11 protein-coding genes are annotated in these 12,772 nt (G+C 60.1%); 6 read left to right on the top strand and 5 right to left on the bottom strand.

The annotated features are described in order from the left end of the window. Positions 1 to 26: 26 nt before the first annotated feature. Positions 27 to 1,844 (bottom strand): ABC transporter ATP-binding protein/permease, encoded by a 1,818-nt coding sequence (locus MESS4_RS07315; protein ID WP_006328422.1) that lies wholly within the window; start codon positions 1,842 to 1,844, stop codon positions 27 to 29. A gap of 120 nt (positions 1,845 to 1,964) precedes the next feature. Next, a complete protein-coding gene (locus MESS4_RS07310; RefSeq protein WP_036240852.1) occupies positions 1,965 to 2,753 on the bottom strand; it encodes a class I SAM-dependent methyltransferase in 789 nt (262 codons plus the stop codon). A 185-nt stretch (positions 2,754 to 2,938) separates the two neighbouring features. On the opposite strand from MESS4_RS07310, the gene gloB reads away from it, so the two are divergent. Both gloB and MESS4_RS07300 read left to right on the top strand, forming a co-directional pair. Beyond that, positions 2,939 to 3,706, top strand: a complete 768-nt coding sequence (gloB, locus tag MESS4_RS07305) for a hydroxyacylglutathione hydrolase (RefSeq protein WP_006328419.1) — start codon at positions 2,939 to 2,941, stop codon at positions 3,704 to 3,706. 78 nt (positions 3,707 to 3,784) lie between these two features. Next, a complete protein-coding gene (locus MESS4_RS07300; protein ID WP_006328418.1) occupies positions 3,785 to 4,213 on the top strand; it encodes a cupin domain-containing protein in 429 nt (142 codons plus the stop codon). Here the strand turns inward: MESS4_RS07300 and MESS4_RS07295 are convergent. Then, entirely contained in the window at positions 4,210 to 4,893 is a 684-nt protein-coding gene (locus MESS4_RS07295; protein ID WP_006328416.1) for a lysoplasmalogenase family protein, read from the bottom strand. The genes MESS4_RS07300 and MESS4_RS07295 overlap by 4 nt on opposite strands. Then, positions 4,890 to 5,795, bottom strand: a complete 906-nt coding sequence (locus tag MESS4_RS07290) for an EamA family transporter (RefSeq protein ID WP_006328415.1) — start codon at positions 5,793 to 5,795, stop codon at positions 4,890 to 4,892. The genes MESS4_RS07295 and MESS4_RS07290 overlap by 4 nt, the downstream gene beginning before the upstream one ends. Before the next feature lie 686 nt (positions 5,796 to 6,481). Here MESS4_RS07290 and MESS4_RS07285 point away from each other — a divergent pair. Continuing rightward, positions 6,482 to 7,804, top strand: coding sequence for a hypothetical protein (locus MESS4_RS07285; RefSeq protein WP_006328413.1), 1,323 nt, complete (start codon positions 6,482 to 6,484; stop codon positions 7,802 to 7,804). 34 nt (positions 7,805 to 7,838) lie between these two features. Here MESS4_RS07285 and MESS4_RS07280 read toward each other — a convergent pair whose 3' ends face one another. Further along, positions 7,839 to 8,627, bottom strand: coding sequence for a DUF3108 domain-containing protein (locus tag MESS4_RS07280; protein WP_006328412.1), 789 nt, complete (start codon positions 8,625 to 8,627; stop codon positions 7,839 to 7,841). Between the two features lie 254 nt (positions 8,628 to 8,881). On the opposite strand from MESS4_RS07280, the gene rpmB reads away from it, so the two are divergent. The 3 genes from rpmB to MESS4_RS07265 all read left to right on the top strand — a co-directional run bounded on the left by rpmB (position 8,882) and on the right by MESS4_RS07265 (position 11,297). Then, the gene (gene rpmB / locus MESS4_RS07275; RefSeq protein WP_006328411.1) at positions 8,882 to 9,178 is read left to right on the top strand and encodes a 50S ribosomal protein L28; all 297 of its coding nucleotides are present in this window, start codon (positions 8,882 to 8,884) and stop codon (positions 9,176 to 9,178) included. A gap of 93 nt (positions 9,179 to 9,271) precedes the next feature. Beyond that, on the top strand, positions 9,272 to 9,952 hold the full coding sequence (locus MESS4_RS07270; RefSeq protein WP_006328410.1) for a queuosine precursor transporter: 681 nt from the start codon (positions 9,272 to 9,274) through the stop codon (positions 9,950 to 9,952). Positions 9,953 to 10,811: 859 nt separating this feature from the next. Beyond that, positions 10,812 to 11,297, top strand: coding sequence for a hypothetical protein (locus tag MESS4_RS07265; RefSeq protein WP_006328407.1), 486 nt, complete (start codon positions 10,812 to 10,814; stop codon positions 11,295 to 11,297). Positions 11,298 to 12,772: the final 1,475 nt, after the last annotated feature.

Below are 12,772 nucleotides of genomic sequence, written 5' to 3'. Positions count from 1 at the left end.
AAATGAAGCTGGTTGGATGAAACCGGTTACTTCTTCTTCCGGCTGACGGCAACGGCCGGCGGCGGTTCGATCGCCCCGGCCCTGACGCGGGCCGGCTTGAGCGCTGGTCGGCCGGCATCCTTCACGATCGTCAGTGAACGCGGAAAGAACTGGTTGTTGTGCTGGCCGCGGCCGATGTTGAGGATGGCAGCACCGGCGAGACGCGTTTCCAGCATCGACAGCACGCGTTTCAGCGTCGCGCCGTCGAATGTATCCAGCGCCTCGTCGATGATCACCCATTTCGGCCGCCGCAAGGCGAGCCTGGCAAAGGCCAGCAGGCGCTGCTCGTCATCGCTGAGCTCATGCTCCCAGCGCGCTGAGCGGTCGAGCGAGGACGACAGGCGCTCGAGACCGACCTCGGCAAGCACGGCCGAAATCTCGACATCATCGACCTTGGTGGCGCCGTCCATGTGATTGAGCACCTCACGCAGCGTACCGAGCGGGAAATAGGGGGTGCGCGGAACGAAGGCGGGTACTTCCTTGGCCGGCATGCCGATCCGCCCGCTTCCCCACGGCCACAGGCCGGCGATGGCGCGAAAGAACAGCGTCTTGCCGGCGCGCGGATCGCCGGTGATCATGACGCGCTCGCCGGCGCTGATTTCGACATGCGGCTCGGCAAGCCTGGTGCATCCGTCGGGCGAGGCTACTTCGAGCTTCTCGAAAGTCAGGCGGCCATCGGGGTTTTCGCCAAACACGATGCGTTTTTCCGTGTCATGGAGCGCATCCGTTTCGCCAAGCGCGATACGGAAGTCGGCGACGCGCATCAGCGTGGCGCGCCAGTCGGCGATGGCGCCGATATTGTTGATGAACCAGCGCAGCGACGCGTTGACCTGGTTGAAGGCGCCGACAGCCATCATCAGCCCACCGAAGCTGATATCGCCGGCGAAATAGACCGGCGAAGCAACCAGGATCGGCGCGACGACGGTGATCCAGCCATAGGTATCGGTAACCCAGGACAGGTTGATCTGGGCAGTATAGATCCGCCGCATGGTGCCTAGCACCGTGCCGAGGTCGAGCTCGAGCTGGCGTTTCGCATCGGCCTCGCCATGGGCGAGCGCGATGGCGTCGACATTCTCGTTGACGCGGACCACCGAGGAGCGCAGCTCCGCCTCGCGTGAATAGCGATCGCTGTTGAAGCGGATGAGCGGTCGTCCGACCAGCCAGCTCAGCCAGGAGGCGATGCCGGCATAAAGGATCGCCGCCCAGACCATGTAGCCGGGAATCGCCAGCGACTGGCCGCCGATATGGAAGACGAAGCCCGAAGACAGCGTCCACAACACCCCGATGAAGGATGCGAGCAGGATGAAGGATTGCAGCAGCCCGACGCCGAGGTCCGTGGAAAGGTCGGAGAGATGCCCAACATCCTGCTGTATGCGCTGATCGGGATTGACGCCGATGGCGCCGGCATGGGTAAGCCGGAAGGCGCGCGCCGGCCGCATCCATTCGCCGATCAGGTCGAGCGTCAGCGCCTCGCGCAGCTTCAGCCGGATCATCTGGTTGAGCCTGGTCTGACCGACATTGAGCACCAGCAGCGTGCCGGCTATTGCCGCAAAGACGAGAAGCTGATCCAGGAAGCCCTGCATGTCGCGCCGCGCCAGCGCATCGTAGAAAGGCTGGTTCCAGCGATTGAGCAGAACCTGCCCGATCGAGGTCGCCACGATGACGGCGACGATGCCGATAGAGAGCCAGAGCAGATATTTGCGGACCGGCGAGGCCGCCAGCGCCAGCCTGATCGTCGCGAGCTGGTCTCGCAGGCTGCTGGCCTCGACCGACGCGCGGGCCATGTCATCCGGATGATCAGCCATGAGTGAGACCCCTGCGTTCGAAAGCGGCATTGAATCCGGTCACGGGCATTGGCTGCCCGCGCCTTCAACCGGGCTGCAAACCCGCTTTCGACAGATAGTTAGGAAAAAACGCAAGCCCGATCACGAACGCGTCACCCTTTTGGGTGAAGACGCTCTATCGGCGGCCTGCGGCAGCCGGCCGAGCCTGGTGGCGCCATGCGGCGAGAAAACCGGCACGAAGACGCGGCGCGAGGCGCGCTGGGCGACCGGCACGCCCTGATAGAGCCGCTTTTGCGCCTCGACCACGATGACGCCGGAAAAGATCGGCCAGAACCGCCGGCCGGCGCGCTCCAGCACATTGTGGAACTGCATCATGAAGCGCCGCCGCGATGGCGGGAAGAACAGGGCGTCGGACCAGGCCGCGGGCGTGAAATTCGTCTCGCGCAGCAATTCGGTAAGCTGGCCGCGCGAGAAGGGCCGGCCATTGCCGAACGGCGTGTGCTCGAAACGGGCCCAGACGCCGCGCCTGTTGGGCACGACGATGACGACGCGGCCGGCCGGCGACAGCACCCGCCAGATCTCGTTCAGCGTCTCGCGCGGGTTCTCGGCATGTTCGAGCGAATGGACCAGCAGCATGCGGTCGATGCAGGAATCGACCAGCGGCAGTTCCTCGTCGAAGACCAGCGCCGTAGCGGTCGGCCCCGTAACCGGCCAGACCACCGCACCCTGCGTCGCCGGCATGAAGGCAAAGACACGCTCGGCATCGCTGCCGAACCGCTCCAGCCACGGCAGGGTGTAACCGAGACCGACCAGGCGCTCGTTGGGCACGGCGGCCCATATCGAGGACAGCGCCATGGTGATCGAGCGCTCGGCGAGCCGACCGAGCGTGGTCGAGTAAAAGGAACGGAGATCGACGATGTCGGAATGCATGCGCCGGACGGTAGCTTCGATGCCGTCCAAGTTCAACAAAGGCGGATGACATCCGCGGGCAAGCGCCCTATGTCTGCGACGATTACCGCATCGGCCCGAAATCGGCTTCGATTCCGGAAAGCACGATGCAGCAGATAAAAAGTGTCAGAGCGTCCTGACGCACGGCGCTCTAATGGAGAGATGCGATGCCGGTTGAGATCGAACAATTCATGTGCCGCAGCGATAATTTCGGCGTGCTCGTGCATGACCCAAAAAGCGGCCAGACCGCGATCATCGACGCGCCCGAGGAGGCGCCGATCCTGGCCGCGATCGAGCGCACCGGCTGGACGCCGACGATGATCCTGACCACCCACCACCATGCCGACCATGTCGAAGCCAATCTGGCGCTGAAGGAGCGCTTCAAGCTGCGCATTATCGGGCCGAAGGCCGAAGAGACAAAGATCCCCGGCATCGACAAGACCGTCGGCCAGGGCTCGGTCATCCGTCTCGGCGACGAAAAGATCGAGGTCATCGAGACGCCCGGCCACACGGCGGGTCATGTCTCCTATCATCTGCCGGCATCGAAAGTGGCGTTCACCGCCGACACGCTGTTTGCGCTGGGCTGCGGCCGGCTGTTCGAATGCAAGCCGCCGGTGATGTATGAATCGCTGAAGAAGCTGGCCGCACTTCCGGCCGAGACGGTCATCTATTGCGGCCATGAATACACGCTTTCCAACGCCCGATTCGCGCTGACGGTCGACCCGACCAATTCGGCGCTGAAGGAACGCGCGGCGAAGATCGAGGCGCTGCGCGCCGACGACAATCCGACGCTACCGACCACGATCGGCGAGGAACTGTCGACCAATCCGTTCCTGCGCTGGCACGACCCGGCAATCCGCAAGCATCTCGGCATGGAGAAAGCCACCGACGCCGACGTGTTCGCTGAGATCCGCAAGCGCAAGGACAATTTCTAGCGCATCGGACCCAAAAGTGGAGACCGGTTTTGGGAAAAATCCGATGCTCAAACATGAAGCCGTGCTAGCCTGCAACGCATGACCAGCGCCGCCGAAATCATCGCCACGCTCGGCCTGAGGCCACATCCGGAAGGCGGCTGGTATGCCGAGACCTTTCGCGATGGCGCGGAAGGGTCGCGCGGCCATTCGACAGCGATCTATTTCCTTCTGGAAGAGGAACAACTATCGGCCTGGCACCGGGTCAAGGACGCGGCCGAGGTCTGGCATTTCTATGCCGGCGCCCCGCTGGCGCTGTCGATGCATCAGGAGGACGGTCCGGTGATAGAACAGGTGCTGGGCACGGCTCTTGCCGCCGGCGAACGGCCGCAAATCGTCGTACCCGCCGGCTGGTGGCAGTCGGCGCGCAGCCTCGGCGAGTGGACGCTGGTCGGCTGCACAGTGGCGCCAGGCTTCGATTTCGCCGCCTTCGAGCTGGCCGAACCGGGCTGGGAGCCGGGCACGCGCTAGGGTGTATCGAGTTTCAGCAGAACACCCAGGGTGATCGCCAACTGGGCGACGTAGTACAGCACCCAGACCGCATGGCGCATCCACACACGGTGCGGCGAGATGGCGGGCGCCAGGAATTTTTCCGCGGCAAGCAGCCCGTCGGACGCCACGAATAAAATCGCGCCGCCGATGATCCAAAGGCTGTTCAGGGTGAGCGCCGAAATGCCCATGGCGAGAATTGCCGCGATATAGACGCCGACCGGAAGGCGTAAGGCGGGGCCGACACGGCGCCAGAGCGCAAGAAGCATGGCGAGCGCGAACACCGCCATCGCCACGGCAACCGCCCCGCGCCACGGTTCGGCCGAGAGCAGACCGATCCCACCGCCGGAGCGCAGGAAGAGTACGACATAGAGCACATGCGCGGCGAGAAAACTGGCGAGCCCGCCGAGAAAGGCCTTTTCGCCGTCACGCGACAGGAAGGCATCGCCGACAGCGCTGAGCGCCAGCGCCGCGACGAGCAGCCATCGACCGCCCTGCAGCGATGCCAGCACGGCAAGCATCGCCACAGCCAGCGTCTTGGCGGCCGAGCGCGCCAGCGTCGGCCGCATGTCTGATGTGAAAGCGTAGATCACCGCCGCCGCAACGGAAAACACCAGCGTCGCATTGGCGTTGGCGTCGATACCGCCGGGAAACGGCATCATGCCCCTGCCCCGTCGGTTGCCCGCTTGCGGAAGAGCAGCGACTTCGCCGCCAGCGCCGCGCCACCGGTGATGAGCACGCAGGCAGCGAGAATGCGCAGCGACGGCTCGGCGAAGCCAGCTGATATCAGCACCAGCGTCGACAGCAGCGGCGCGGCATAGCTCGCCGCGCCCAGCACCTGGATGTTGCCGCGCTTGACGCCGATGTCCCAGGCATAGAAGGCAGCCCCGACAGGCATCAGCCCCAGGCCGAGCACAGCCAGCCATTGGCCGGCGCCATCAGGCCACACCGTCTCTTCGAGCACGAGATGGCAGACGAACGACAGCGCTGCCGTCGCTGCGCAGAACCAGGTGACGATGCTGGTTGGCACCGAGGGGAAGCGCCGCGACAACAGCGAATAGGACGACCACAGCACCGCGCAGACGCCGGCCATCGCATAGCCGAAGGCATAGCGCGCGTCGAAGGCGAGGCCGCCACCCTTGGTGACGATCAGGAAAGTGCCGGCAAGGCCGAGCAGCGCGCCGGCGACATGGTTCCATGCCAGCCGCTCGCCCGGCATCAGCGCCGATCCGAGCACGATCAGCAGCGGCCACAGATAGGCAATCAGGCTCGCTTCCACCGCCGGCGCGTTGCGCAATGCGGTGAAGTAGAAGAAGTGGTAGCCGAACAGGCCGGCGATGCCGATCACCCAGACTTTGCGTGGTATTTTGGCTTGGCGCGGTATCTTGCTGTCCTTGTCGGTGGCCGGCATGAACAGCCGCGCGACGAGCCCGACGCCGGTGCCGATCGTAAAGGTGATCGCAGACAGCAGGAAGGGCGGCACAGCGCCCGAAGCGTCCGTAAGCAGCGCCAGCAGCGCCCACATGGCGACCGCCGAGAAGCCGATCAGTGTTGCGCGCGCCATGCTCATCTCCAAAGGCGGACGACACGCGCCCGTATTATGACTTTTCAGAAGTTTGCGAGTTTCGATATATCGCGCCTAAGCTAACTTCGAAATGAACCGATTCTAGCGGATTGGTGCGAAGCGCCGGTCGCAGTCTTATATGGTGACTAGGAAACGTCCGATTAGCTTTTCGCAACCTCTAAGGCCATATGCTATGAGTGCCCGAGCTGACCATTCTTCTAAGGCAGCTCTGTTCCTTGAGGACAACAAACGAGAAGCGATGGATAGTGTTCGATGGCACGACAAGGCAACAATCCAAAGCGGCGAGTCGAGGAGCCAAGAGGTCTCACACAAGAGCGAATCGATTTTCTGACTCAGGCCGCCACGTATGTTGGAAGTGGGCATCATAAGCGTTACCCCCTCGACTATGGGTTCGAACGCACAAATCCGGTTCCGACAAAATCGTTATGTGATATGTCAGGACCGGTATATCTCAACGAGGCAAGAGAACTTTTTTACAAGGGTATCCGAGCCAGGATGATCAGTAGTCATGGCGAACCGTTTCCAAAATACATATGGTCAGTTGACACCAATGGTATCGTATATGAAGCCAAAAGCGATCCAAGTACACCTGGTCTATACCATGGATATCCGATAGAGAGTGAGCGACCTGTTCGGGAATACATACTAAAAGAGTGGAAGCGGCGATGCCCGTGAACTGGCGTATCGAGGTTGAGTGGGAAGCATTGCAAAGCGCGCCAGCAGAGGAACAGGCTTGCTTTGGTGCAATCGGTATCAGTGTCAATAATCTTTGGCTAACCGAAGGTCACGACTATCTGGCGAATCGTCTACGAGCTAAACCCTATCTCTCGGGCTATCATCTTGCAGAGTGGTTTGCTTGGAATTGGTGGAGGCTCCGGTGGGAGCCTCGCGCGTTGTCCCGCGAATGGGGCCAGACTCACTGCATGTCGTCCATCGGACAAGGCTATATATGGCCAAACATAACAATATTCTCCGATGGTGAGCGCACAACGCTTGTTTCGGCACCAACGGCTGAGCGCGCCGAGATACCCTTCCGGTACATCTCCGGCTACGCTGCGGTTCTTCCGGCTGGTCAGTTCGAAGCGGGCCTCGATGAGTTCTTCTCCCAAATACTGCATCGTCTCGAAGCCCAAGGGGTGAGTGGAACAAACTTCCACTCCATTTTCGAGAGTCTTGAGGAGGAGAGGTCGTCGCCTCAACTTTCAACCCGAAGAAAATTCGAAGCACTACTCGGCGAAGATCCGGATGAAGCCGATCCCATTATACTCACACAACTGCTTGCCGATGCCGAGGAAGCTAGCGCTGACTCCATTCAGGAGGTCGCCGCCACCCGTGCGCAGACAGGTGCTACACCAGCGCTAAAGGATCTAATAGCGTTGGCTCAGATGAAAGGCTTCGACGCCTCTTCGCGGGACGCTGTACGGCTTCGCGACCACGCAGGGCTTACTCCCTCCGAGAGTGTGCCAGCTTGGCTTCTTGGTGCGCGCGCTGCGCGTGCGCTTCGTGATCAGGAGCGGCTGAATGGTCATCCGATTTCCGATATAGAACTCGCAGCGCTCGCGGGAACGACTCCTAATGCCCTCGTGCCCGCTCAAGACAGACTAGCCGACTTCTCGTTCATGGTTGACAGTCAGAAGGAAACCAGCCGTCTCATACTGCGTTCGAAATGGCATGAAGGAAGGCGCTTTGAACTTGCTCGCCTGCTTGGCGATAGGTTGCTAGCCCCCAGGTCAAACCGTTTATTTCCTGCCACTCGCGCCTACACATATCGGCAAAAGATGCAGCGGGCTTTCGCCGCTGAACTCCTGAGTCCGTTCGATGAAGTTGAAACTATCCTACAAGGCGATTACTCGTCCGAAGGGCAGCGCGACGCGGCAGAGCATTTTGATGTATCGCCACTTATGATCCGCACTCTTCTGGTTAACCATCATCGGATTCCATCAGAAGAGCTTAGCGACGATTTTGATGCGGTCTCAACTGTAGCTTAAAATCAATTTTATACGCGATTTTAGCATCGAACCGTTAGTCGACGGCTTCGAAACGCCCCGCGCTGACGGTGAGAGTGCCGATTTGCGTTGTGACCGTGGCGTGGATCGGCGCATATACGCCGGTTTGGCCGAGCGGTGCAAACGTCACCATGATGACGCTGCGATTCTTCAGGTAATTCAGGGCTTTGCGGTTCTTGCGGTAACCCGCCACCGGCTCGAAGCCCATCCTGCAGGTGACGGTATCGCCCTTGTAGCCCCGCACCGAGGTCGAGCCTTTCGAATCGTAGGTCAGCACCAGATTGGCGCGCATCTCGCCGTCGTAGAGTTTCACCGTGCGACCGCAGACCTTGTCGAGGCTGTCGGCATGGATGACGGTGGCGGCCATCGGATCGAGCACCGATGACAGATCGCTGGCCGCCAGCGGTATCCAGTTCTTGGGATTGCGCTTCTTCGGCTCCGGCACGATCTTGGTCGAGGTGACGGCGCCATTGGCAAACTGGATATCGATCATCGACGCCTTTTTGCCCGATTTGTAGTCGGCGCGGAACGCCTGCGGCTGCAACTGCTTGCCCGAAATCTTGCCCTTTGACGAGATCGTGCCCTGCGTATCGTCGAACAGCGTGGCGAGGCCGGCGCTGGAGACGCTGCCGTCGATCGAATAGGTATCGCCTTCGTAACTGCTGGAGAATGTCGCCTTCGCCACCGAAAGGCCAAGGAACGACACCGTATATTCGCCCTTGAAGGATTGCGGCGCGGCAGCGGATGTCGCGGTCGGCAGCGCAACGAGAAGCAAGGCGAAAACAGCATGTGACGCACGAAGCATGGCGGGAATCGGTCCTCGGTTTTCGACCGGAGGTGGCGGCTCCGGCCTGGCATGTCCCTGTGTGACCGCTTATAGGCTGAATTCCGGCCATTATGTGGACGACGCTATCACGCGCCCATGGCAGGCTGAGCTTGACGCACGGGCGAAATGCAACTATGGAACGCCAACTTTTCCATAAGGCCGCCTGACCGAAACCGCGCGCCACCCGGCGCGGGTTGAATGTTTGGCCAGACCGAGAACTGAAGGTTAGAACCATGTCCCGCACCTGCGAACTCACTGCCAAGGCAGTCATGTCCGGCAACAATGTGAGCCACGCCAACAACAAGACCAAGCGTCGCTTCCTGCCGAACCTCGTCAATGTGACGCTGATCTCGGAGGCGCTGAACCAGAATGTGCGCCTGCGCATTTCGGCCAACGCGCTGCGTTCGGTCGAGCATCGCGGCGGCCTCGACGCCTTTCTGGCCAAGGCCGACGCCAAGGAGCTGTCGCAGCGCGCCCGCCTGCTGAAGAAGCAGATCGCCAAAAAGCTGGCCGAACAGCCGGCCGCTTAAGCATTTCTTCGGGCGACCGCCTCTAAAACAACAAGGGCATGCGATCCGGCTTTTGGATAGCGTGCCGCTGGTTCCATTACCCAGGATAAAAAAATGACTTCCTTCTCGCGATACCTGCCCTTTGTGGCCGCCATGGCGCTTGTCGTCGTGGCGTCGAACATCCTCGTGCAGTTCCCGATGCAAGGTGCGATCGGCGGCCTGTCGCTGGGCGACATCCTGACCTGGGGCGCCTTCACCTATCCCTTCTCCTTCCTGGTCACCGACCTTGCCAACCGCCGCTATGGCCCGGCCGTGGCGCGCAGGATCGTCTTTGTCGGCTTCATGACGGCGGTGGTCTGTTCGATCCTTGTTCCGCCCTTCCTGTTTCGCCATGGCCTGATCGAATTCGAGACGGCCGCCGACCGGCTGGCGCGCATCGCGGCGGCTTCGGGAGCAGCGTTCCTGATCGCGCAACTGCTCGACGTGACCGTGTTCAACCGGTTGCGCCGGCAGAGCTGGTGGCGCGCGCCGATCGTCGGCACGCTGGTCGGCTCGGTCTTCGACACGGTCGTCTTCTTCACCGTCGCCTTTTCGGCCGCCTTCGCCTTCGCCGGCCCGAACGATGGCTTCGCGCTCGAAACGGCACCCTTGTTGGGCGCGCTGCCGATCGAGACCATGCGCTGGATATCCTGGGCGCTCGGCGATCTCAGCGTGAAGCTGATCATCGCGGTGGTGGCGCTGATCCCCTACCGGCTGCTTGCCGCCCGCTGGAGCCAGCCGGCGATCGCGGTCTAGAGCCAGGTGGCCCTGGCTACGCCAACCAACCCGTGGCTGGCTGTTCTTATCGACATCCAGTCCTCTTGGTTTCCAATATGGCAACCAGTCGTGACGGACGCATCCCAACTCAAAGAGGGCGAGAATGCGAAAACTATCTCATGACGCTCTTTTGGGCGGACCGGTCACTGGGGCGTGTTGTAGATCGTGCCCATCTGACAGGTACGCCGGCACCCTCCGGCGTAAATGCTGGCCGATACCACGCAGGCTTTCCTTGCATCCTCCTCAGCCTTCGCTGAACATTTTCGCTTTGCAACCTCGTAGTCCTGGTCACATTTTGTGCATTGAACAGGCTCCGGACCGGGGCCAGCCCCATCCGGGACCCGAGGGCTATCCGCGACCGCCGTTCGTACGCACAGAAAACAGAAAATGGCCGTTGCCAAAGAATACCCACACCTCCCTCTGCCCTTGCCCGCCATCGTAAACTCCTCTGCTTCTAAATCTACGTGCGCTCCAGCGCTGGGGCCTAAATTTTCGTATTCTCTAATTTAGCAACATTGCACCTACAAAGGAAGCTTGGTATATTCAAGGCATTCTCTTTCCTGCCGAAATTCGTCGATGCCGGATTGCTTTTCCTGTCCGACTAGACCCTCGTATTTGCAGTAATAGAGTGACAAGCTGTGCGGACTGGCCAGGCGAGGGAAATCGATCGACCAAAGTTGCAGTTGAAATTGTCTGACGGGTAACGAAAGGACAAATACAATGTTGCTCAGAGTAGCTGTTCTACTAGCTTTTACCTTTTGTGGCACATCGATTGCCGACGCCCTAGAGTGTACCAAGCCAGACGGATCCAAGTTTTTGTGCTGGTGCACTGACAAAGATGGTCAAGAGCAGCACGCTGCAAAATGCGCTGAGGGCAGTGGCGAAGGGACCGCTCAGTAACCCGAGGCTTTACTTGACCCGAGTTCTACTGAGGCTGGCAACGGGCGATCCGTGTGGCAACGGTGGCGACTTTTTTGCTGACAGCCTTTTGGCTCTGCACAACCGGCCAAACTGTGGCCAAAATCAGGAAGGGAGCATCGCAATGGGGCGTCTGTCAAATTTGGGCTGTTCGCTTATCCTTTCAGCTTGCATTTCTCTGGGACTTACGACCTTGGCGCGGTCGGCGTGCGATGCCAATACTGATGTTGCGAGCGATTGCCTCGACAATGTGACTGAGGCGGCGAAAGACGTTGTCGGTGCGGGTGATGATGCAACAAAATCCGAGAGCGTTGGCGAAGCGGTTGGAAACTGCATCAAATGTGCTGCCGAGTCGTTGTCCGACAAAGTTCAACAGTTGGGGGCGGAGCAAACTCAACAGGAGTGATAGTGATGTTGGCCGTCCGCGCCTTGTCTGCATCAAGGGGCTGCATGGCGTCCCGTTCCCAACAACTCGTTCTCAGTGGCTCAAAAATGGCCCGTCGACTTCAAGCGCGCCGGAAAGCGTACGGCTTGTCTGCTGTCCCGACATCAACGAGATCTGACCCGACCCATAGCACATTTGAGCGCCCACTGCGCAGGCGAGTAGACGGGATAAGGGCAACGGTTTTGAAAGATGTAACGTTGTCCCTCTGCGGCGCAATTCGACGACTCATCGGCTTGAGATGCAAGCTTCCTTGCGCCGCCTAAGCCGCAAGAAAAATTGTAATGGCCGTCTTTGTTATGGGTCTCCGAAGTGACATCAATGCATCACCACCTACCAGCAACTGAAACTTGATTCATAGTCAAGGGAGTCTGGTTCCCCGGAGCCATATCCGACGTGAAGGAGCGCTGTGATTAGGAAATGACAGTCGTAAGACTGTCCTCTGTATTTGAGTTTGTACGAGCTGCTCACCTGATCGTTTGCGCCTAATGACGAAAGCGTTTTCTCCGACACCCCGGTTTCGGTGACCTTCGGTGGTGCATCGAAGTCGCAATTGTCGCGCTCACGTGCACATGCCTCTAATTGTTTGGCAGTGACCGCGAGAAAGGGAGCAGCGGGCCCAAACGGCTGCTGCCTTCCACAATTTAGCTCGGTGGCCGTCATGCGAGAGCATGTCATGGCGGAAACAAGAGTCTTGAACAGGTAATGGTCCGCCAGGGTGCCAGACGTTTCCGGTCTCAAATCCTCGGTAATCAACGCCAGGTCGCGCCTAGTGCCTTTCTCGGGCAAAACGATTTCAAGGCAGTTGCCGTTTTCATCCGTTATCAACCAAGGGTGGGTGACAAATGTGTCCACTTCAAACGATTGGCTTGGCCCTACTGTGCCATATGATTTGCGAGCACCGCTGTAGTCTAGCCAGTATAAGCTAATCGACATGCTACTGCGGTTCCGAAATTCGACTACAACCTTCCGCTTGTAGGAGGTTGAGCGAAGCGACCCCTCTTCGGAACACGAAACTGGTGACGCAGAAAAACTCGGCGCGTTGCCGAGCACGTGCAGCAAAACCAAGGCGCCCAAAAGCGCCTTCGTGGTGCATTGGGCCAACCTGATCATGAGACCTCGCATCTGGTCTTACAAAGGAGTGTCCTTCTCGCCAAGATGGCAATATGCGCCATCGCTAATATGATAACAATCCCTCCCACGCAGAAAGCCCTGGCCTCAAGCGACAGCCCTCTCGCCCCGCAGGCAGCGGCATTCTGGCCCGGCACCGAAGGGCATGAAGCGGCCGGGCGACGCAATGGATCAAGCCGGGGTTGATCGGCCGCGTGAAGCACCTTCGAGGCGAAGAAGACCCTACGGCATGCCTCGCTGCGGGATTTCCGGGAAGAGTGAGCAGTGGCTATGTCACAGTGAGTTTTCTTACGTAGCGTAAGGTATTA

The sequence above is a fragment of the Mesorhizobium sp. STM 4661 genome (assembly GCF_000359125.1).
GTDB lineage: Bacteria > Pseudomonadota > Alphaproteobacteria > Rhizobiales > Rhizobiaceae > Mesorhizobium.
Note: the sequence above shows the minus strand (reverse complement) of the source record. Positions and strands in the feature narration are given on the sequence as shown.

Bases quoted from the DNA above. Each gene is read 5' to 3' on its own strand.
- MESS4_RS07270 (WP_006328410.1), top strand. From the start codon at position 9,272: ATGACTTCCTTCTCGCGATACCTGCCCTTTGTGGCCGCCATGGCGCTT.
- MESS4_RS07265 (WP_006328407.1), top strand. From the start codon at position 10,812: ATGGTCAAGAGCAGCACGCTGCAAAATGCGCTGAGGGCAGTGGCGAAG.
- MESS4_RS07300 (WP_006328418.1), top strand. From the start codon at position 3,785: ATGACCAGCGCCGCCGAAATCATCGCCACGCTCGGCCTGAGGCCACAT.
- MESS4_RS07280 (WP_006328412.1), bottom strand. From the start codon at position 8,627: ATGCTTCGTGCGTCACATGCTGTTTTCGCCTTGCTTCTCGTTGCGCTG.
- MESS4_RS07315 (WP_006328422.1), bottom strand. From the start codon at position 1,844: ATGGCTGATCATCCGGATGACATGGCCCGCGCGTCGGTCGAGGCCAGC.
- gloB (WP_006328419.1), top strand. From the start codon at position 2,939: ATGCCGGTTGAGATCGAACAATTCATGTGCCGCAGCGATAATTTCGGC.
- rpmB (WP_006328411.1), top strand. From the start codon at position 8,882: ATGTCCCGCACCTGCGAACTCACTGCCAAGGCAGTCATGTCCGGCAAC.
- MESS4_RS07310 (WP_036240852.1), bottom strand. From the start codon at position 2,753: ATGCATTCCGACATCGTCGATCTCCGTTCCTTTTACTCGACCACGCTC.
- MESS4_RS07290 (WP_006328415.1), bottom strand. From the start codon at position 5,795: ATGGCGCGCGCAACACTGATCGGCTTCTCGGCGGTCGCCATGTGGGCG.
- MESS4_RS07285 (WP_006328413.1), top strand. From the start codon at position 6,482: ATGCCCGTGAACTGGCGTATCGAGGTTGAGTGGGAAGCATTGCAAAGC.
- MESS4_RS07295 (WP_006328416.1), bottom strand. From the start codon at position 4,893: ATGATGCCGTTTCCCGGCGGTATCGACGCCAACGCCAATGCGACGCTG.